This window comes from Methanoregula sp. (genome assembly GCF_041663825.1).
Lineage (GTDB): Archaea > Halobacteriota > Methanomicrobia > Methanomicrobiales > Methanospirillaceae > Methanoregula.
Genome location: NZ_JBAYLY010000012.1, coordinates 19,187 through 37,770 on the forward strand (window position 1 = coordinate 19,187; position 18,584 = coordinate 37,770).

General features: G+C 54.6%; 17 protein-coding genes. 10 read left to right on the forward strand and 7 right to left on the reverse strand.

Going from position 1 to position 18,584, the window contains the following annotated elements; all coding sequences use genetic code 11:
• Positions 1-15: 15 nt before the first annotated feature.
• From WCX19_RS07290 to WCX19_RS07300, 3 genes are all read left to right on the forward strand, one after another.
• Complete coding sequence (locus WCX19_RS07290) at positions 16-432, forward strand: protease inhibitor I42 family protein (protein WP_373006648.1); 417 nt, start codon at positions 16-18, stop codon at positions 430-432.
• 733 nt (positions 433-1,165) lie between these two features.
• Positions 1,166-2,005 carry an N-formylglutamate amidohydrolase gene (locus tag WCX19_RS07295; RefSeq protein ID WP_373006650.1) on the forward strand — a complete coding sequence of 280 codons (840 nt, stop codon included), beginning with the start codon at positions 1,166-1,168 and terminating at the stop codon, positions 2,003-2,005.
• A 42-nt stretch (positions 2,006-2,047) separates the two neighbouring features.
• Positions 2,048-2,509, forward strand: a complete 462-nt coding sequence (locus WCX19_RS07300) for a GNAT family N-acetyltransferase (protein ID WP_373006652.1) — start codon at positions 2,048-2,050, stop codon at positions 2,507-2,509.
• Between the two features lie 10 nt (positions 2,510-2,519).
• Here the strand turns inward: WCX19_RS07300 and WCX19_RS07305 are convergent, their stop codons facing one another.
• Complete coding sequence (locus WCX19_RS07305) at positions 2,520-3,290, reverse strand: DUF169 domain-containing protein (protein ID WP_373006654.1); 771 nt, start codon at positions 3,288-3,290, stop codon at positions 2,520-2,522.
• 117 nt (positions 3,291-3,407) lie between these two features.
• Positions 3,408-4,721 carry a hypothetical protein gene (locus tag WCX19_RS07310; protein WP_373006656.1) on the reverse strand — a complete coding sequence of 438 codons (1,314 nt, stop codon included), beginning with the start codon at positions 4,719-4,721 and terminating at the stop codon, positions 3,408-3,410.
• A gap of 199 nt (positions 4,722-4,920) precedes the next feature.
• On the opposite strand from WCX19_RS07310, the gene WCX19_RS07315 reads away from it, so the two are divergent.
• The 4 genes from WCX19_RS07315 to WCX19_RS07330 all read left to right on the forward strand — a co-directional run bounded on the left by WCX19_RS07315 (position 4,921) and on the right by WCX19_RS07330 (position 11,497).
• The gene (locus WCX19_RS07315; protein WP_373006658.1) at positions 4,921-5,814 is read left to right on the forward strand and encodes an alpha/beta hydrolase; all 894 of its coding nucleotides are present in this window, start codon (positions 4,921-4,923) and stop codon (positions 5,812-5,814) included.
• A 669-nt stretch (positions 5,815-6,483) separates the two neighbouring features.
• Positions 6,484-7,338, forward strand: a complete 855-nt coding sequence (locus WCX19_RS07320; protein ID WP_373006660.1) for a DUF6159 family protein — start codon at positions 6,484-6,486, stop codon at positions 7,336-7,338.
• 173 nt (positions 7,339-7,511) lie between these two features.
• Positions 7,512-9,647: a SpoIIE family protein phosphatase gene (locus WCX19_RS07325; RefSeq protein ID WP_373006662.1), complete on the forward strand. Its 2,136-nt coding sequence runs from the start codon at positions 7,512-7,514 to the stop codon at positions 9,645-9,647.
• An 89-nt stretch (positions 9,648-9,736) separates the two neighbouring features.
• On the forward strand, positions 9,737-11,497 hold the full coding sequence (locus WCX19_RS07330; protein WP_373006664.1) for a CHASE4 domain-containing protein: 1,761 nt from the start codon (positions 9,737-9,739) through the stop codon (positions 11,495-11,497).
• Positions 11,498-11,499: 2 nt separating this feature from the next.
• Here the strand turns inward: WCX19_RS07330 and WCX19_RS07335 are convergent, their stop codons facing one another.
• The 3 genes from WCX19_RS07335 to WCX19_RS07345 all read right to left on the reverse strand — a co-directional run bounded on the left by WCX19_RS07335 (position 11,500) and on the right by WCX19_RS07345 (position 13,478).
• A complete protein-coding gene (locus WCX19_RS07335; protein WP_373006666.1) occupies positions 11,500-12,225 on the reverse strand; it encodes a YkgJ family cysteine cluster protein in 726 nt (241 codons plus the stop codon).
• A 256-nt stretch (positions 12,226-12,481) separates the two neighbouring features.
• Entirely contained in the window at positions 12,482-12,769 is a 288-nt protein-coding gene (locus tag WCX19_RS07340; protein ID WP_373006668.1) for a hypothetical protein, read from the reverse strand.
• A gap of 229 nt (positions 12,770-12,998) precedes the next feature.
• Positions 12,999-13,478, reverse strand: a complete 480-nt coding sequence (locus tag WCX19_RS07345; protein ID WP_373006670.1) for a hypothetical protein — start codon at positions 13,476-13,478, stop codon at positions 12,999-13,001.
• Between the two features lie 221 nt (positions 13,479-13,699).
• Here WCX19_RS07345 and WCX19_RS07350 point away from each other — a divergent pair, with 221 nt between their 5' ends.
• Together WCX19_RS07350 and WCX19_RS07355 are read left to right on the forward strand one after the other, a co-directional pair.
• Positions 13,700-14,155 (forward strand): Holliday junction resolvase-like protein, encoded by a 456-nt coding sequence (locus WCX19_RS07350; protein WP_373006672.1) that lies wholly within the window; start codon positions 13,700-13,702, stop codon positions 14,153-14,155.
• Between the two features lie 220 nt (positions 14,156-14,375).
• Positions 14,376-15,122 (forward strand): TrkA C-terminal domain-containing protein, encoded by a 747-nt coding sequence (locus tag WCX19_RS07355; RefSeq protein ID WP_373006674.1) that lies wholly within the window; start codon positions 14,376-14,378, stop codon positions 15,120-15,122.
• A 211-nt stretch (positions 15,123-15,333) separates the two neighbouring features.
• On the opposite strand, the gene WCX19_RS07360 is transcribed toward WCX19_RS07355, so the two are convergent.
• Positions 15,334-15,837: a hypothetical protein gene (locus WCX19_RS07360; RefSeq protein WP_373006676.1), complete on the reverse strand. Its 504-nt coding sequence runs from the start codon at positions 15,835-15,837 to the stop codon at positions 15,334-15,336.
• 378 nt (positions 15,838-16,215) lie between these two features.
• Complete coding sequence (locus WCX19_RS07365; protein WP_373006678.1) at positions 16,216-17,814, reverse strand: DEAD/DEAH box helicase; 1,599 nt, start codon at positions 17,812-17,814, stop codon at positions 16,216-16,218.
• Positions 17,815-18,010: 196 nt separating this feature from the next.
• Between WCX19_RS07365 and WCX19_RS07370 the strand changes: the two genes are divergently transcribed.
• Positions 18,011-18,583 (forward strand): flavodoxin family protein, encoded by a 573-nt coding sequence (locus tag WCX19_RS07370; protein WP_373006741.1) that lies wholly within the window; start codon positions 18,011-18,013, stop codon positions 18,581-18,583.
• Position 18,584: the final 1 nt, after the last annotated feature.

The window sequence follows — 18,584 nt, forward strand, 5'->3', positions numbered from 1 at the left end:
TCTGGAGTGAATCGTATGAATTACCCCCTCACGTTTATGGGCATGGGCATCATCTGCCTTGCCGCACTTGTTGTTGCCGGATGTATTGGCACCGGGCCGCAGAATCTATCAGGACATATTGTTGCCAATGAGAGCCAGAACGGATCTACGGTATATGTGAACCGGACCGCAGATATCACGCTTAATCTTAAAGAGAACCCGACTACCGGCTACCAGTGGAACCTGACTCTAACCCCCGGTCTTGTGATCACCAATGACACCTTCATACCTTCGGACACCACCGGCAAACTGGTGGGATCGGGAGGCACCCGTGTCTGGGAGATAAACGCAGCCGGCACCGGAACACAGATGATCAAGGCAGTGTACATGCGATCATGGGAACCGGTCACCGGTAATGAAACCGCGTTTTCTATGACGGTGATTGTGCAATAGGCATTATCTCTGGTTGCCTGAGACCCTTTAAGAGAGGATCCCCTGGAGTTCATCTCATACTTATTTTTCGAAGTTTGCCGATTACCGGTATCCCTGTGGGGCGGGTCTTGCCATGGACACCATGTGAGGATTTGCAGGTTTTTCACAGGAATTTTTTCCCAAACATTTCGTAAGGGGGGTCGCGACTTCCTGTAGTCCCGGTTCAGAAAGAACAATCCGGCCCGGTGCGCGCCCGGCACCCTGCGTTCGCATGTGCCGGCCAAATTTCATTTATGCAGGCTGTTTTTTCAATTTTATATTTGTATATTGAATATTATGCCAATCCGGCAAATTGATCATCCTTTTATACCCCTTTATTTCCACTGGAGATTGTGGCAAATCTTACATTGTTTTATTTATAAAGCCCAAATCTTCGTTTCTTTAAATAGGGTTTAATCAGGATACTGCCTTATGATACGGGCCGTGTTTTGTGCGCGTTCAGGTTCGCGCGATCGTATCCGGTTGTACTTATAAATATTTTCGTGTTAATGAAAGTAGCAGTGATAACCCGGTCAGATCGCAAGTGTCGTTGAACACCCGCGCACCCTTTTTAGGCTGTACGTGAATATTCGTCCTTCCGTGTGGATCCATTGGGGTAATACCACCATCCATGGGTACCTGCATGCCTGCGATCCCCCATCCAAACATTAACAAAAATGCCCGACACAGTTTCTCTTACCGGAGAGCGGCACCTGTGAAATATCCCTTTCTCATTTCTATCCCCCACGGTGGCGTTGAGGTCCCGGCAGAGGTTGCCGACCGGATCGCTCTTTCTGATCAGGAACTCCACTGGTACTGCGATCCCGCGACACGGTCGCTCTTTGATTTTAGCCAATCCGTGGAAGCCACGCTCGATACTCCTGTATCAAGGATGGTTATCGATCTCAACCGCCCGCCGTTGCCGCTTCCTCCAAAAGACCCGGATGGTATCATCAAGGTACGGACTATTGACGGGAGGAAGGTTTACCTGCCCGGCAACCTGCCGGATCTCCCGTTTATCCATCGGCTGATGATGAAGTGGTATTTTCCGTATCACCAGCGTATCGACGAGCTCATCGACCGGTACCCCGTCCGTATCGCCTTCGACTGCCACTCGATGCTGCCGTACGGATCGCCAGAACAGAGCGATGCCGGGAAACGCCGGCCCCTAATCTGCCTGGGAAACTACGGTGACCTGAACGGACATGCAAAACCCGGGAGCATTACCACGTGCCCTGCTGACTGGATCGTTCGTCTCGCAGGGGAATTCAGGGAAGAATTTCCCGGGGCGGACGCTGTGGCGATCAATACCCCGTTCTCCGGAGGGTTTATCTCGAACGCCCATTACTGGCGTAAAGGCATCCCGTGGATCCAGATCGAGGTGAACCGGGCGCTCTATGAACACTGCGGCTCGCCGACCGGTCCTCATGACCTGATGGAGGGACAGATCCCGGTGTTGCGCAGCAGGATATGGTCGGTACTGACCCGGTTCTGGGATGGGATCGCCGCTGATGCAACTGGTGATGGCAAAGAGCCTGCTGGACCGTATGAATGACGATATAACCGCTGGAATTTTATCATTTTGAAAGGGATCACGATGACCGCACTTGCCATGGAAAAGGTCAGCGATACGAACTTTGGCGTATTTGTAAACCTCATTGAAAAACTGGCTGAATATGAAAAACTCTTGCCGCCCGATGCCGATGCGAGAGAGCGGCTCGCGGCCGATGCTCTGGGAGAACACCCGAAATACGAAGCGTACCTGGGAAAAACCGGTGATACTGCATTCGGGTACGTGACCTTTTATTTTACGTATTCCACGTTTCTTGCGCGGCCAACCCTGTACCTTGAGGATATTTTCGTATGCGAGGAGTACCGGGGACAGGGTCTGGGCCGGGCGATGCTGGAGTTCTGCCGGAAGGTGGCACGGGACCGGGGGTGTGGGCGGATGGAATGGATGGTCCTTGACTGGAACCTCCCTGCGATCCGGTTCTACGAGAAGACCGGGGCCCGGCGTCTTCCCTGGTACGTATACCGGCTCGACCACGATCAGCTGTGACCCGGGTCACTCAAGTCCGTTTTTCCGGGAATGCCACATCCGGGCGTTTTGCAACAAATGACAGCCCGATATTGTCTGCCATCCTTCGTGCAACTGAAAGCGGCACGCCCAGCGCCATGGTATCGATAGGGAGAGCATAATTGGTCGTCGGATCCTGCGGCCCCATAAATGCGGTGTCAACCGGGGCATGTGCTGCCATGCCGGCCGGGTACGTGATCAGCGTCGAGCAGGTCGGGCCGTACGGCACGATCACCGGGAAAAACGGCTCGTCCCGGTCGAAGTGGACAAGGGCGGCAAGGTTCCGTACCTGCTCCGCGTTCCCGAACAGGCACAGCGAGCGGGCATCGGTTACTGCATCCGGCAGCGCCTCGCAGGCCTGGACGACCACGTACTTCCCTGGAGGAGTGATCGTTCCTGCAGCCCTGAAGCACCGTTCGACGATCTCCGGGTTTGCCTTGAGGTATTCAGCCTCACCATTCCGGTACTCCTTCTTCCCCGTTGACACAAAATATTTGATCGCCGGTGGGTACTGGATAAATCCGAGGTGCGTAAGACCGCCGGGACAGCAGCCGGCCTGTGCCTCGCCACCTACATAGAGTGCGAAGTTATCCCCGCTGGTTGCCAGGTGATACATCGCTGCTGCAAGACAGCGGTTGACCGATGTCACCGGCGCCCCGCCTTCCGGTACAACCTCTGCGCCGTACACGGCAAGTGGTCTTGCCTTAAGGTGAAATGCCTCTCTTATCGCCATACCGATCCTGCGGACAGGTGAGGGTGCCATATACCCGTGTGTGGTCTACGGCTCGGTAAATGCTTTCTGCACGTAAAAACGCGGTCTTACCGGAACCTGCATGTGTCCCTACTGGGGGCGCTCCTGTACCACCTGGGGTAGAGCACCTTACCGTTGGTACCGGTCTACCTGTTCCCCGGGCAGGAAACTAACAAGTGTATCCATGAACTGTTCCATGGCTATGTGCGGGATCGCCGGAGTCCCGTAGCCGATTACAAACGTGAGCCGGTCCTTAAATGTGGTCACCCCCAGCGCAACTCCGGGGGGATCGATCACGATACCGGCCACAAAAGCATTTGTGACGGGAATGTCCTGCGAGAATGCCACAATCTCTTCAGGTATAATACCAATGTTCCCCAGGAACGGTGGGTTTGCGTGGCAGGCAGCGTATGTTGCTTTCATTGTCTGCACCCGTTCGCGGATGCGGGAGAACCCGGCATACCCGAACGTTTCCGTGTCGATAGCAGAGGCAATGCCCGGATTATGGGCCTTGTGCGCCTGCATGGCATCGCGGGCACATGCGATCATCCCGTCCCGTGACTGTATGTCCGGGGTCATCATGACCGGGAAGGCGACCGATTGGTTGCAGATCGTGGTATTCAGGGAAACGGGTTGGGAACCGTTGAGATACCGTCTGAGGTCAATGGAGACCATGACGGGCACTGGGCAGCCCGGTAGGGGGTCGATCGTAATGCAGAGCGCCTGAAAATATGCGGCAAGAAGGACGTCGTTTACCGTGGCCCCCTGCAATTTTCCGGCACGTTTTACCGCGTCGAGACGGGATGCAGGAAGCGTCCGTATCGCAAAATCACGGGTAAGGTAGTCCCCGGGCCCGATGGGAAAAGCCCATCCGGCCGGTGGATCTTCAGGAGCGGGCCGATCGCAGAGGAGTCCCGTCTCCGGGAACTGTGCAAGTACTGCTGCAAGGGAGCGATCTGTTATTTCTGTCACCGGGGGAGTTTTACAGTCGGGGTTCCGGTAGCACTCTGCCAGCAGTCGGGTACAGGCAAGCAGTCCGTGGGCGTCCATTGCTGCGTGGTGTACGGTGATACAGAGTGTATCGCTGCTTTTGGTACGGAGAATGTGAAGGCAGATCTGCGGGCCGGCTGCCGGGTCAACCGGTATGGCAAGAACCCCCGGGAGATCCCGGTGTGGATCCGCGGAGAGATGGATACGGATGAGTGTTTCGGGGTCAGTTTTGGGCAGGCGTTCCCAGTACGGTGCGCCGCAGTCGACAAACCGTGAACCAAGCACCGGTACTTCGGCAATCACCGTTGCTGTAGCCGCCTGCAGGCGCCTCACATCGAGCATCCCCTCGAATGCGATCACCATGTGCATAGACTGATCTCCGAAGGTCTGAAGCGCGTAGTTGAACTGGTCCATCGGAGGTGCGGGAATGCAGCAGGGGGAGTGGTCGTTCATGGGTATAATCTTCCTTTAGCAATCGTGTATGCAAAAAGACCCTGAATACAGTACCCCGCGTGGGTATCCAACATCAGAAGACGTGAAAAGATCTCGATGTCCCGGCTCAAATGCATGGCGGTGATCGCAGTTTTGGGAACCGATCGAAGGATACGTATACCTCATATTTTATCACCCCCACGCACCATAACCAAACATCATGATCCGTGAAACGCCGCAGGAGTTCCTGGATATCCTCAAATCCTATGTTCCCGACCCGCAGAAGCCCGTTGGGGTGGCCCGGCAGGAGTTCTCGGAATTTTTTGCAGAATTCCAGTCCGATGAGCGCCCGGCCGTGGAACCAGTAGCGATCCGGGATGATCTGCGGGGAGTGTGGTGTTCGGTGCCCGAGTCAGTGCAGGATCGGACCCTCCTCTTTTTCCACGGCGGTGGGTTCTCTGTAGGGTCAACGGCGGATCATCTGGGACTCTGCGCAGCGCTCGCACGGGCCTCGCAGTCCCGGGTTTTCTCGGTCGATTACCGGCTGGCACCGGAGCATACCTTCCCGGATCAGGTTGAGGATGCGCTTGCCGCGTACCGCTACCTTGCCAGCCACGGATACCCGCCGCACCGGATTATCCCGGTCGGCATATCTGCGGGTGGCACGCTCGCGCTTGACCTGCTGATTTCGCTTCGCGATCAGCACCTGCTGATGCCCCCGGCAGTCGTCTGTATGTCGCCGATTGTAGATCTGGCGTTTGGCGGGGCCTCGGTTACAACAAACCGGGACAGCGACTGGCTCACGGCAGCCCGGCTCACGGTCATCCGAACTCTGTATCTCGCTGGCAGGGAACCGGGCGATCCGCTTGCCTCGCCGGTCCATGCAAACCTGTCAGGGCTCCCCCGCATTTATATCCAGACCGGGTCAGGCGAACTCATGTATGACGATATTTCGGCATTTGCAAAGAAGGCAAAGTGGGCAGGAGTGCAGGTCAGGTTTGAGATCTGGGAGGGCATGTTCCACTTCTGGCAGATCTTTGGCAAACAGGTGCCTGAAGCCCGGGATGCGGTCGCCCGTGTTGGAGCATTTGTACGGGAAACATTTGGTCGGTAATGCGGGCTGGCCCCGGCGTTTTTTGGTAGCCACCCCCTCACTTTATGGCAGGAAGGGGTACCCCCCCATTTGTACAAAAGTGGCACCCCCCACTCCCGGGCCACAAGAGGGGGGTGGGGGTACGGCTTTAAAAAAAATTGGTCGGGGGTCAGGGTACCCCTCCTTTTTGGGAGCGGGGGGTACCCCCTTGCAAGAAAAGAGGCCCCTACCCCCACTAAGCCATCGGCCGGCAAAATATACCTTCAGACGATAACTCCACGCGAAGCACAGGTTCTGGAAATGCAGGGAAGGGGGGGTAGGCCTCCTCTTATGCCCGGAGAGGGGGGTGGGGGTATCCTGCTAAAAAAAACTGGTCGGGGGGTCAGGGTACCTCTCCTTTTGGGGAGAGGGGGGTGCCACCCCGGGCTGGCAGGAGGGGATCCCCCCCAATGGACCGGGAATCACTCCGGGAAGTCCTGTTAAAAAAAATCTGATGTTTGTAAAGGAAAATTTAGAGAAGTACTGGATCTCCTGTTGTATCCGAGAGTGTCAGGGTGGTGCTCCGGCGCGCGATGAGCGTGTTATGATCAGTGCCGGTTTTTTCGAGTGTATTTTTGCTTGTCGGTGAACCCCCGGCCGGCCAATCCTTTTTGAAATACATTCATACCATGAAACTGCCAACAAAAAACTATGTTCGAACGGATTATGCGGAGTCTCGAGCTGGTAAAGGCGAGCTGGCGGATCCTGATGGAGGACAAAAAACTCCTCGCATTCCCGATCCTGTCCGGTATCGTCACCCTGCTTGTGATCGCAACCTTTGTCGTGCCGCTGATATTTACCAACGGTGCGTACTCGCTTGCCACGAACAGCGTCGCAGGAATTATCCTTTTATTCCTGTTCTACCTGGTCAGCTACTTTGTCGTTATCTTCTTTAACGTGGGACTGATCAGCTGCGTGCATGCAAAACTGAACGGGAAGAGCATGACGGTCGGGGAGGGTCTCTCTGCCGCAGGCCGCCACATCGGCTCCATCTTTGCCTGGGCGATTGTCGCTGCGACCGTCGGCCTGATCCTGCACATGATAGAAGACCGGGCCGGGTTCCTTGGCCAGATTGCCGCCTCGATTGTCGGCGGGGTCTGGAGCCTGGTCACCCTGTTTGTGGTGCCGGTGCTTGCGTTCGAGGACAAGGGCGTATTTTCCGCGATGAAAGAATCGGTGGAACTCTTTAAGAAGACCTGGGGAGAGAGCGTTGTCGGAACGATCTCGATCACCCTTATCTTTGCCGCGATCGGTATCGTCGGCCTGCTCCTTGTGCTCGGCACGCTCTTTATCGGCAACTCCACGCTCTTTATGGTTGCGCTTGCGCTCTTTATCGTGCTGATTGCCGTCCTTGCGATCCTTTCCTCTGCCATGCAGGGAATCTTCACCGTGGCACTGTACACCTATGCAAAGACCGGCTCGGCACCGGGCATCTTTGGCCCCGGTGTAGTCGAGGGTGCATTTGCCCCCACCCAGCAGCAGCAGTTTGGCCCGGGAAACATCTAAAAAGAAAAATCACTTTTTTCCACGCATTTACAAAAGAGATCGCTTCACTGCCGGCTCTTGTGGCGTTGGATAACAATTGCGTCATCCCGTTTGGTATAAAAAACAAAAAGCATGCGGTCAAAAAAACCTGACAAAATAACAACAATTTTCCCTCAATCTTTACAAACACGGTCATGATGAGCACCCCGCGTCCGTGGCAAAAGATGACGGTCAGGGCAAAGATCCTGATTGTCTTTCTGTCGTTATCTATGGTGGCGCTTGGGGTCGTCGGATACGCTGCGTTCTCGACCATGAGTGACATGGGTGCGTATGCCCTTACCAGCAGCGGGCAGCTGGGCGACCGTGCGGTTTCTGAAAGTTCGACGGCCCTTGAAGCAAATGCCGAGGCCTCCCTCTTGCGGCTTGCCACTGATCAGGCAGATATCAGCAACGTGGTCTTCCTTCAGGTCGAAAGTGAGATGAACACACTTGCCGGGTACGCCACCACGGTGCGGGCCCGGTCCGGTGCATCCTCTCCCCGCCCGCTCTACTCGCAGTCTGAACATCCGCAGGATCCAAACGCTTCATCGGTGTATATCCTCGCACCCGGTGTTACCCGTAAGGATGTTCAGGACGAGCTCTTCTCCCTTGCCTCTATGGATGACGTGATGCGCCCGGTGCTTGCGTCGGATCCCCGTATCACGCAGGTCTACCTTGGTACGGGAAGCGGCATCCAGTATGTCCATCCCTGGGTCACCGGTATCTCCCCCTCGTATGATCCCCGTACCCGGGACTGGTACGTCCGGGCCATAAAGACCGGCACCCTGTCGTGGTCGGACCCGTATATCGATGCCGCCGGCAAGGGACTCATGGTGACCTGCTCGCGGCCGGTCACAGGGATAAGTGACGGGAAGACCTGGGTAGTTGGGTCCGATGTCACACTTTCGACCATTAATACACAGATCATCAATACACAGATCGGTGATCGGGGCTACGCGCTTCTCATTGACCGCCGTGGCAACGTAGTCGCGCGCCCTGGTATCACCGCCGGTGAGAAGGGGTGGGACAAGTCGTTTGCAACCGAGAACCTTCTTTTGAGCAACAACTCCGCTCTTGCCGCTGTCGCCCGGGATATGGTTGCCGGTAAGAACGGGACTGCCCGGGTGCCGTTTAGCGACGGCGAAAAATACGTCGCATACGCACCCTTGAACAGTGTCAACTGGAGTGTTGCCATTGTTGTGCCGGTTGACGATGTGATCGCGCCTGCCGAGAAGACCCGGGCCCAGATCGTGAATGCCACCGGTGAGACTGGAATACAGTTAAACCAGAAAATGGACGCGGCAAAGACCCTTTTTGTCGTGCTCTTCATCCTGCTCTTCATCCTTGTGACCGTGCTCTCTATCCTCTTTGCACAGGTAATCACCCGCCCAATCGCTGCGCTCAAGAGCGGCTCTGAAGCAATCGGGGCCGGTGACCTTGGGTTCCGGGTGCAGATTACAACCGGAGACGAGTTTGAGGACCTTGCGCATTCCTTCAATACAATGGCCGCTGATCTCAAGGATCACATCGATGAACTCCAGCGGACGACTGCCGAGAAAGAGCGATATGCAAAGGAACTCGAAATTGCAAAAGGGATTCAGCAGAGTTTCCTTCCCGATACCGCGCCGACAATTACCGGTGTTGAAATTGCTGCAAAGAATGTTCCAGCGCTTGAGGTCGGGGGGGATTTTTACGATTTCATTCCGCTCGGGAAAGACCAATGGGGCCTTGTGATCGCTGACGTCTCCGGCAAAGGAGTACCGGCTGCACTCTTTATGGCACTCTCGCGCACGCTGATCCGGGCCAGTACCCTTGCAAATGCGGATCCTGCGGTTGCGATCGGGCACGCGAACCAGTTGATCTGTGAGGATTCAAAGACGAGCATGTTTGTCACGCTCTTCTATGCGATCCTCGATTCAAAGGAGATGACGCTTAACTACGTGAACGCCGGGCACAACCCGCCCCTGCTCCTGAAGGGCACATCATCGGATGTCGTCCTTCTCAAGGCTAAGGGCATCGCGCTTGGAGTGACTGAAGATGTCAATCTCCAGTCGGTCAGGGTCGATCTGCGACCCGGTGACGTCCTTGTGCTCTATACCGACGGGGTAACCGAAGCGATCAACGATCGTGAAGAGGAGTTTGGCGAAGAGAGGCTTCTTCGTGTGATCACGGAGAACCGTGCCCTTACAGCCGATGAAATCCTTGCAAATATTCTTGCTGCCATTACCGCATTTGCCGGAGACCGGCCGCAGCACGACGATATCACTCTCATGGTGCTTCGCGCTGTGTAATGCCGATCCTCCTCTTTGTTCTGAAACATCACCGGTATAAAACAACACGTATTTTAATAGAAGAGTAGATGAAGATCAATTAAACTATCATGAAAATACAGGTGCGCACGCTTCTGATCCTGGGTATAACCATCTGTATTATGATCATTGCGATGACCCTCATCGCCCAGTTTTTTACCCTGTCCTCCTACCAGCAGATTGAGCAGGGTGTATCTGCCACCGATGTAAACCGGGTGACCGACCAGCTCTCCTTTGAGACCATGCAGCTTTCCAACAGTGCCCGTGACTGGGCGATTTGGGACCAGCCCTATCAGTTCATGGATGATCATAACCCGTCATTTATTGCATCTGATATCGAACCCGGCGCAACGTACAAAAATCTCCAGATCAATGGGATTCTCTTGTACGATACCGGGGGAAATCCCGTGATCACGGAGTGGTATGATCCGCAGCTCGGAACGGTCACACGCGTTCCGCAAAGCCTGATTGTCTATATCGACAATAATCGTGCACTCCTGCCTGACGGCAAACAACAGGTTGAACGTTCCGGGCTTATCACCCTGCCCGAGGGCCCTATGCTCGTCTCAATGCACACGATCTTACCGAGTAATGATGAGGGCCCGGGTCACGGGACGCTGGTCATGGTCCGGTCATATGACGAGGATCAGATCGCATCGCTGCAGATCCGTTCTGCGGTAACGGTTCATCTTATCCCGGTTGAAGAAGCACCACCGGTTCCCGGCTTGGATCTCCGTCCCCCGGAACAGACGGTTACCCCTGCTATTGTCAGCTGCCCTCAGAATGCCTCGATCATCAGCGGATATACCGTGATTCGGGACATCTCCGGCAGCCCGGCACTTCTTCTCCAGGTTGATAGTCCCCGCACTATGTACCCGCAGATCATGGCAACGCTGAAATTTATGGTGATCTCATCGATAGCCATTGGTATTATCAGTCTCCTTGTGATTATCCTCTTCCTGCGCCGGCATATCGTCATGCCACTCGTTGAACTAAACACCTCTGTGAAGCAGATCACAGAGACCCATAATCTTTCCCGGCGCCTGCCGGTAACAGGTGACGATGAGATCGCTTCCCTGAACGGATCGTTCAATACCCTGCTGCAGGATCTTCAGGAAAAGGAGACTGCACTGGCACAGCGCAGTGGGGAACTGGCCGAGGCACACCGGAAGGCAACCCTGTACCTGGACATCTATCTCGATGTCCTCACGTACGAGATCAGGAATTCAACGCTTGCGATACGGGGATTTGCCGATCTCATCAAAGAGGGAGCTGGAGACCAAGAGAAGATCTATGCCCGGCGCATTACCGAGATCATCATCCAGGATCAGGAGGTCATCCGCAACATCGAGATGATCTCAAAGATTTTCAAGCACCCTCCAGCAAAGGTCCCGGTCACGCTCCACGATGCGTTTAAACAGGCTGCTGACCATTTCCCGGCACTTACTATCCCCTGCGAGGGTTGTGATATATCCGTTCTTGCAGATGAGAACCTCTCACTGGTCTTTTACAACCTGTTCTCAAACAGCGTCAAATTCGGAAAACCTGATGTCAGGATTACCGTGAGCGCACGGGACAATAATGACGGTACTGTCGAAGTGTCGGTAACTGATAACGGGCCAGGGATCGCCGATCGATCAAAACCGGTTATATTTGAACGGTTCCTCAAAGGGACGGACAAGCGCAGCAGTTACGGCCTGGGTCTCCATATCGTCAAGCTGCTCATAGAGGCATATGGTGGCAGGGTATGGGCCGATAACCGCGTGGCAGGTCACCCGAAAGAGGGCGCGGCAATCCGGTTCACGCTCACAAAGTACATACCGCCACGGTAGGATTAACGGGGCACATCACCTTTCACAATCCGTTGTTTTTCCAGTTGCCCGTCAGAATAAACCATGATCGTGATTGGCGCCCCCTTCCTGTACTGCCGCATGCGGTCATCATAGATTTTCTGGACGTGCCGGAGCTGGTGTCGGGTAAAGCAGTCATGGAGACACTCAAGAAACGCAATCTGGTGGGCGAGGAATGCGTGCTCGTATTCCATGGTTTCGCGGGCGATGGTAAGGCATTCATCATCCGTAATCTTTGCGTCGTATTCTCCGTGCTGGTCAAGACCGGATATCTGGCGCCAGTCCACTTTTCCCTTGTCATCGGGTTCACGGTGGAGCATGTACGGGTAGATGCGGCAGATGGCAAACCGCCGGTTATAAATCCGGCACCTGCCGTTTTCAAGAAACCAACACGATCCCTCCGAGTCGTCTTTTACCCGAAGTGCATAACCGGAGACATAGAATGTACCGTTCTGGTCGCAGAACTCAGGATTCGGGGCCGGCTCCAGTGCCGTAGGATCAATCTCCCGTACTGCGGCTACATCCCGGTCAAGCAGGAAGACATGTCCGTTGAACGCCCGGGTGCAGCACTTCGCGCAGGCTGTGCACCGGAACCCGACGTCCCTGATCACCCCAGAGAGACGTTCTATGGGGTACTCATAAAGGGCGTGCTCTTCATGCGTGAGGGCGGCGATGCGGTACGGGATGGGAATGAGGGAAACAATGACCACCGGTGTGTACAAATGGGTGGGGCGGCACGGGATATTGTTTTTGTGCCATCGTTCCGTTTTCAAGGGGATTGTCGGTTTATTCCGGTGCGGGTTAACTCCCACCGTGTGCACAAAATTACAGTCCCCCTTGTGAAGTATCTCAAGAAAACAACGGGAATTAGAAAAACACTGTGCCAGAAAAAGGTACAAACACAGGTGTATAAATTATTCCTAGGATCCAGAAAATTTTCCCGGCAAAATTTTTTTAATCAGGTTTTTAGATCACGGTACGTAACGCAGCGATATTCTTTTCCAGTTTTGCAAGGATCTTCTCGCCAGACTTATTCCTGGGAGCCGGAGTTTCTACGGTGACGCTTTTATTCAGTCCGTATTTCACAAAAACTTCGCCTTCAGTGCTGACATAAATATTATTGAGGATCTGAGGATCACGCAGGCGTTCAAAATCCGTGATCCCTTTCTGGGTCAGAACCTCACGTATTCGTTTTACTTTTCCGCGTTCATACGCACTCAGGTTCCGTGAGCCTTTTGGTCGTCCTCGTGGCATATACAAAAAATGTTATCTGGATCTATATATAAGAATGGGGTTCTTTGAGGCGTAAATGCTCCATTCCGTATTAAATTTAGTAAATATCCGGGATTCTGATTGTCTTTTCCCAGCCCCCACGCACGCAATTCCTTAAAACAGTGGGTAAATTTTGGGTTTTTGCCTGGAATATGATCGTAAAAAAAAGATGTGCGCGGGGGATTATTAAAATAAAAAAACTGGTGCAGCGCTATGATCCGACCAGAATCGGGGTCTGCTTTTCAGGGGCTTTCTTCTGAACCGGCGGTTTTTGGGGCGGAGCGGAATGCACACGCTCGGCAGGATGCCCGGGCTCTTTTGGTTTTTCTTCATGCCCGGTCAGGATCCTGTTCTGGTGTGCAAGTGCCGAAAGGATCTGCCGGCTCACTTCAAGGTTCTCCTTTGTAAGTGCTGCCATCTCGCTCATGATCTTTGTCTGCTCGGCGATCAGTGCCTGGATCTCGCGGGAGGTCTTCGTGCCGGTTTCTGCTTGAGGCATGGCCTCGGGCCGTTTTTTTGCAAACTCGCTTCGGCGCTTCCAGATCTTGCTGATACTGTCGAGACCTTTCTTCGTATCCGGGAAGACTTTGAGGTACCGCTCATAAAATTCGTGACTGTCCCTGCACTTGAGGACGAGGTCGATCTCTGCCTCCTCGACTACCTGGTATTTACGGGTTGAAGTTTTCTGCATAACTATACCTTCCTAAGTCTACCATGCATGAAAAAAGAATTGCGGTTCACTCTGGCCACATGGCTCACCGGATTAACGGCGACAGGAACCGGCATGTGGCAAAAAGAAACAGTTCCTTTATTGTGTGCCTTCCTGGTTTTAGTGTGGCAAGTTTTATGGCGCACCGATCATTTTCACCCTGCACGCCGTCCGAATAAAAGGCCGGCACTGCACCACTCATTATGGCGTTTGAAGAGATGCTCGTTTATATTGTCGTCGCACTCATGATCGGGTTTGCGCTTGGCTGGTTTTTTGTGAAAGCACAGATCACCGCGATCGAGGCACGGTACCGGGCGGAACTTGAGCGGTGGAAAGTTGAGGCTGCCGGGGAGATCCGGAAAGATTCGGTGAACCGGTCCCGTTCTACCCTGAAAGGAAAGATTGCCGAACAGATGGCACCCCTGCTCCCCTCGTTTGAGTATCTTCCAGCCGACGCCCGGTTCATTGGGGCGCCGGTTGATTATATCATCTTCGATGGCCTTTCGGCAGTTGCCGATGAGAAGGGTTCCAGCATCAGGATTGTGTTCATGGATGTGAAGCACGGCAGTGCCACGCTCACCCGGACACAGCGGGTGATAAAAAAAGCCGTGGAAGAACGAGCAGTCACGTGGCAGACCCTCCATCTTGCGGACGAGTGAGATTTAAAAAACCGTTGGTATAGTGAAGACGGATAAGTGTTAATTCTCACACTCCCGGCAGGGGATTCTATAAGGGAATGGCAGAGTGCCCGGGGGACAAACCAAAAACAAGCGGATCTGCTCTTTTTTTCCCCGTTTAATTTGCGTGCAATTTTTTGGTATACTCCGTCTGTCCTGCCTCCGGAAACCTTATTGCGGCCGGGGTTGATCCTGTGATATCATGGAAGATTTTACACTTACCATCCAGAAACGGGCATTTCCCAGCCAGGGCCGCGCACGCATGAATGGGGTTACCCTTAAAAAAATCGGGATTGACGAACGCGAAGACCTTGACATAGGAACGACTGGAAAAGACCGGTGGATCACGGTTGCGGCATTCAGCGACTCGACTGTCAGAGAGGACACGATCCGGCTCTCTACAGACGATATCGCAGCACTTGGCGTTGAGGAAGGCACCGCTGTTATCGTGAAAAAGGCGGTACCGCTTTCCGATCAGGTCCGGGAGACCGCCCAGGCAGCCGCCGGCCAAGTGGCGGGTGGAATCGAGGGGATCCGGGGCCGGATCTCCCAAACATTAGAACCGGTCGCCGCAAAGGCACAGGTCGCAGTACAGGACATGTACAACCGGGTCTCGAAGGAACTGCCCACAAAAGACGAGATCAGCAGGACGATTGATACGGCAAAGAAGAAGATCGCCCCAAATTTTGCTCCTGATGATTCAGGGGCACTCCTTATCCTGCTCTACGAGAACGGCGGAGCGATCCGGGCCGTTACGATCCCCCCCGGAAAGGAAACGACCGTTGCAGCGCTTGGCCTGCCGTCTGGTATTGTGGCCATTGCGTTCCGGCGCGGTGAAAGCGGGATTGTTGTTCCCGCAAATGACAGCACGATCAAATCGGGAGACCAACTCTTCCTGATCGGGGACGAGAACCTGCTTGCCCCGGCTATCCGGAAACTCGGGGAATAACGTCGGGAAGTCCTGCCTGTCAGGACTGGCCAGCTCTTTTTTGGTATACCCTGATCCTGATTTGAGGGTGTCATGGATGTCGGGATATATTGTTCCCCGACGATAAACAACAATAAAAGATCAACCCGGTAACCCGGGGGTTATAGGTTAAACTGGGCCCGGTAAGGAATTCGGAAGGTGTGCTGCCGGATAATCGGGTACCCAAAAAAAGTTAGTTGTAGGATCGGAAGGGAACATACTGGTCAATGACCTTGACCTTGTCGCCGGCCGGGGTATAGACCCAGACTTCTGCCCGGTCATTGTTGCCGGTCGATCCTGCGAGGCTGACAGTCTTACCGACATACAATGGCTGGACCATCTTGTCGCTGAGCACCGTGCCGTCGGAACGGGTGAGCGTGATATCGATTTCAGGGATTACATTCATACCCTTGCCGCCCCGGAAGGTGAGGATCACCTGCGGGTCGATAGACTTCCCGTTGCTTGCAACCTGGACATCAACAGCCCAGTTGCTTTGCAGCGTCTGGACAGGGCCGGGTGTGGTGGATGCAAGGGTGGTAGGTACAGCCGTGGCTGTTTCCGTGGTTACTGGTACTTCAATAGTCGGTGCAGCCGTCGGAGTCGGGGTTGCCTGCTGGGCTGCGGGTTGCGAGCAGCCGGCAACGACCAGGAGAAGCATCAGGAACGCGATGCCGCCAAAGACAAATTTCATATTCATACTGGAAGTTGTGACCTTCGAGATATTTAGGATTGTGTGTGGGCCGGGGAAATGAAAACCTGCCCGGTTCATGCAGACCCTTTAGAATTATCCCTGATAACAATCGCAGCTGATATTTCCTGCAGGCAAGGCAAGAGCACTGCGCCCCACATGGATGCGACCTCAAAAACCTGTGGCATGTGTGCCGGGACAGGTCCCTTGTGTCGCACGTAGGGTCATGATACTTTGTCGAATCGAGCAATGCCACGAAGATCACAAAATATGATGATAAAAAGAACGAGCCTTGTGCCGCGAGCTGTCAGGAGAGGGTGTCGGCTCATGATATGCGATTTTTTCGGGCAGAAAAAGGGTTTTATTTGAATTTCCTCAATGGCAGGGTTATTCCCGCCTGCCCTGCGCCGGCTCAATTCCGGTGGGCTGGCCCCGGATCGTGCGCTCCTTCATGATCGTGTAGACCTCTTCAGCGCAGTCACGAGGGACCTCGACAAAGGAATAGGTATCGAGGATCCGGATCGCCCCGATGGATTTACCGGGGATGCCGGTCTCATTTGCGATGGCGCCCACGATATCCTTTGGAGCGACGTTGTGGTCGCGGCCAAGGCCTAAAAAGAACCGTACCATCCCGGCCTCTGCCCCGGTATCTCCGAAATCGGTCGGGACAGCGCGTTCCTTCTTTGCATCTGCACCCGGTTCCATGCGAATTTTCAGGAGAGCAGCGGCGATCTCAAGCGTCGTGAGTTCCCCATCGCTTTCCTGTTCGACCATCCGGGCGTACGGTTCGATGCCGCCCTTCTGGACGGTCTCGCGCACCTCTTCGAGGATCGTCTTTGTCTTTGACTCGACCACGTCATTGGCGGTCGGGAGAGGTTTTCTTGGGATCTGGATTTTTATGTATTTCTGGATCTCGCGGAGCTTCGTAAAGTCCCGGGGCGTGACAAAAGTGATCGCCCGGCCGCTTTTCCCTGCCCGCCCCGTCCGGCCAATACGGTGGACGTAGTACTCAACGTCCTGCGGGACATCATAGTTGATCACAATGTCCACATCCTCGACATCGATCCCGCGTGCCGCAACGTCAGTTGCGATCAGGATGTCGATGGAGCCTTTCCGGAATCCGCCCATGACCCGGTCACGCTGGGACTGTTTCATGTCGCCGTGGAGTTCCTCGGCGCGGTAACCCCGTGCCCGGACACGGCCGGCGAGATCTTCTGCACCTCTCTTTGTGTTGCAGAAGATGATCGCAAGATGCGGGTCAACGACATCGATCACCCGGCAGAGGGACTCGAGCTTGTCCCGGTCCCGTACTTCGACATAGGATTGCTCAGTGGCAGGGACGGTGATTTCCTGGTACTCTACCCGGACAAACTCGGGCTTGTTCAGGAACCTTTTCGAGATTTCGATAATGGGCTGGGGCATTGTCGCGGAGAAAAGGAGCGTCTGCCTCTTCTGCGGGATGCGCTTTAAGATACGCTCGATGTCGTCCCTAAAGCCCATGTCGAGCATCTGGTCGGCTTCGTCAAGCACCACCATCGAGACGTTGTCAAGGGAAAGGGTGCGGCGCTTCATGTGGTCCATTACGCGTCCGGGGGTACCAATCACGATGTGGACGCCATGGGCAAGAGCCCTGAGCTGGCGTTCGATAGGTTGGCCGCCATAGACCGGGAGGACAGTAATTTTCGGGAGGTACGCGAGGAGATGAGAGAATTCCTCTGCGATCTGGATGGCGAGTTCCCGGGTCGGGCACAGGACGATGGCCTGCACAACCCGCTGCGATGCGTCGATTTTCTCTATGACTGGGATGCCAAACGCTGATGTCTTGCCGGTGCCGGTTTGTGCCTGTGCGGTCACGTCACGGCCGGCCTGGATGAGGGGGATGGCGAGTGCCTGGATGGGGGTGGGCTCTTCAAAGCCCATAGTTTCTATGGCTTTCGCGATCTCTTTTGAGAGTGAGAGATCGGAAAACTGCAACCTTGAGTTCATGTCGCACGACTATTTGGCGCGCAGGTTCATAAGATGGTACCCCAGTTTTCCCGGATCCGGCCGCTCACAGGATGTCTTTTCGGTACTGCCCGTTTATCCCACCCGGATGTCCGCGCGCACCCATGGTATCCCCGGGTCTACTGACAGTATTATTGCAGGAGCGATACTAACGGGAATTATTCACAAGGGAAAATTTATGAAAGTCGTCGCATTCAACGGAAGCGCACGCAAGGACGGCAACACCGCGATCCTTGTACGGACACTGTTTAAGGAACTTGAGAAGGCAGGCATCGAGACCGAGCTCGTACAGCTGGCCGGGAAAAAGATGCACGGGTGCCTCGGCTGCGGGAAGTGCCAGGAGAAGAAAGACCGGCACTGCATTATTCCCGATTTTGCAAACGAATGCATCGAAAAGATGGATGAGGCAGACGGGATCATCCTCGCGTCTCCGACGTATTTCTCGGACGTGACCTCGGAGATGAAGGCGCTGATCGACCGGTCGGGCTATGTTGCCCTGGGAAACGATCATATGTTCCGGCGCAAGGTCGGGGCGGCGGTTGTTGCCGTGCGCCGGGGCGGGGCGATCCATACCTTCGATACGATCAACCATTTCTTTTTTATTAACCAGATGGTGGTGCCGGGCTCGAACTACTGGAATGTGGGGATCGGGCTTGCGCCGGGCGATGTGGAAAAGGACGAGGAAGGCCTTGCCACGATGAAGGTGCTGGGCGAGAACATGGCATGGGTAATGAAGAAACTCAAAAAATAAT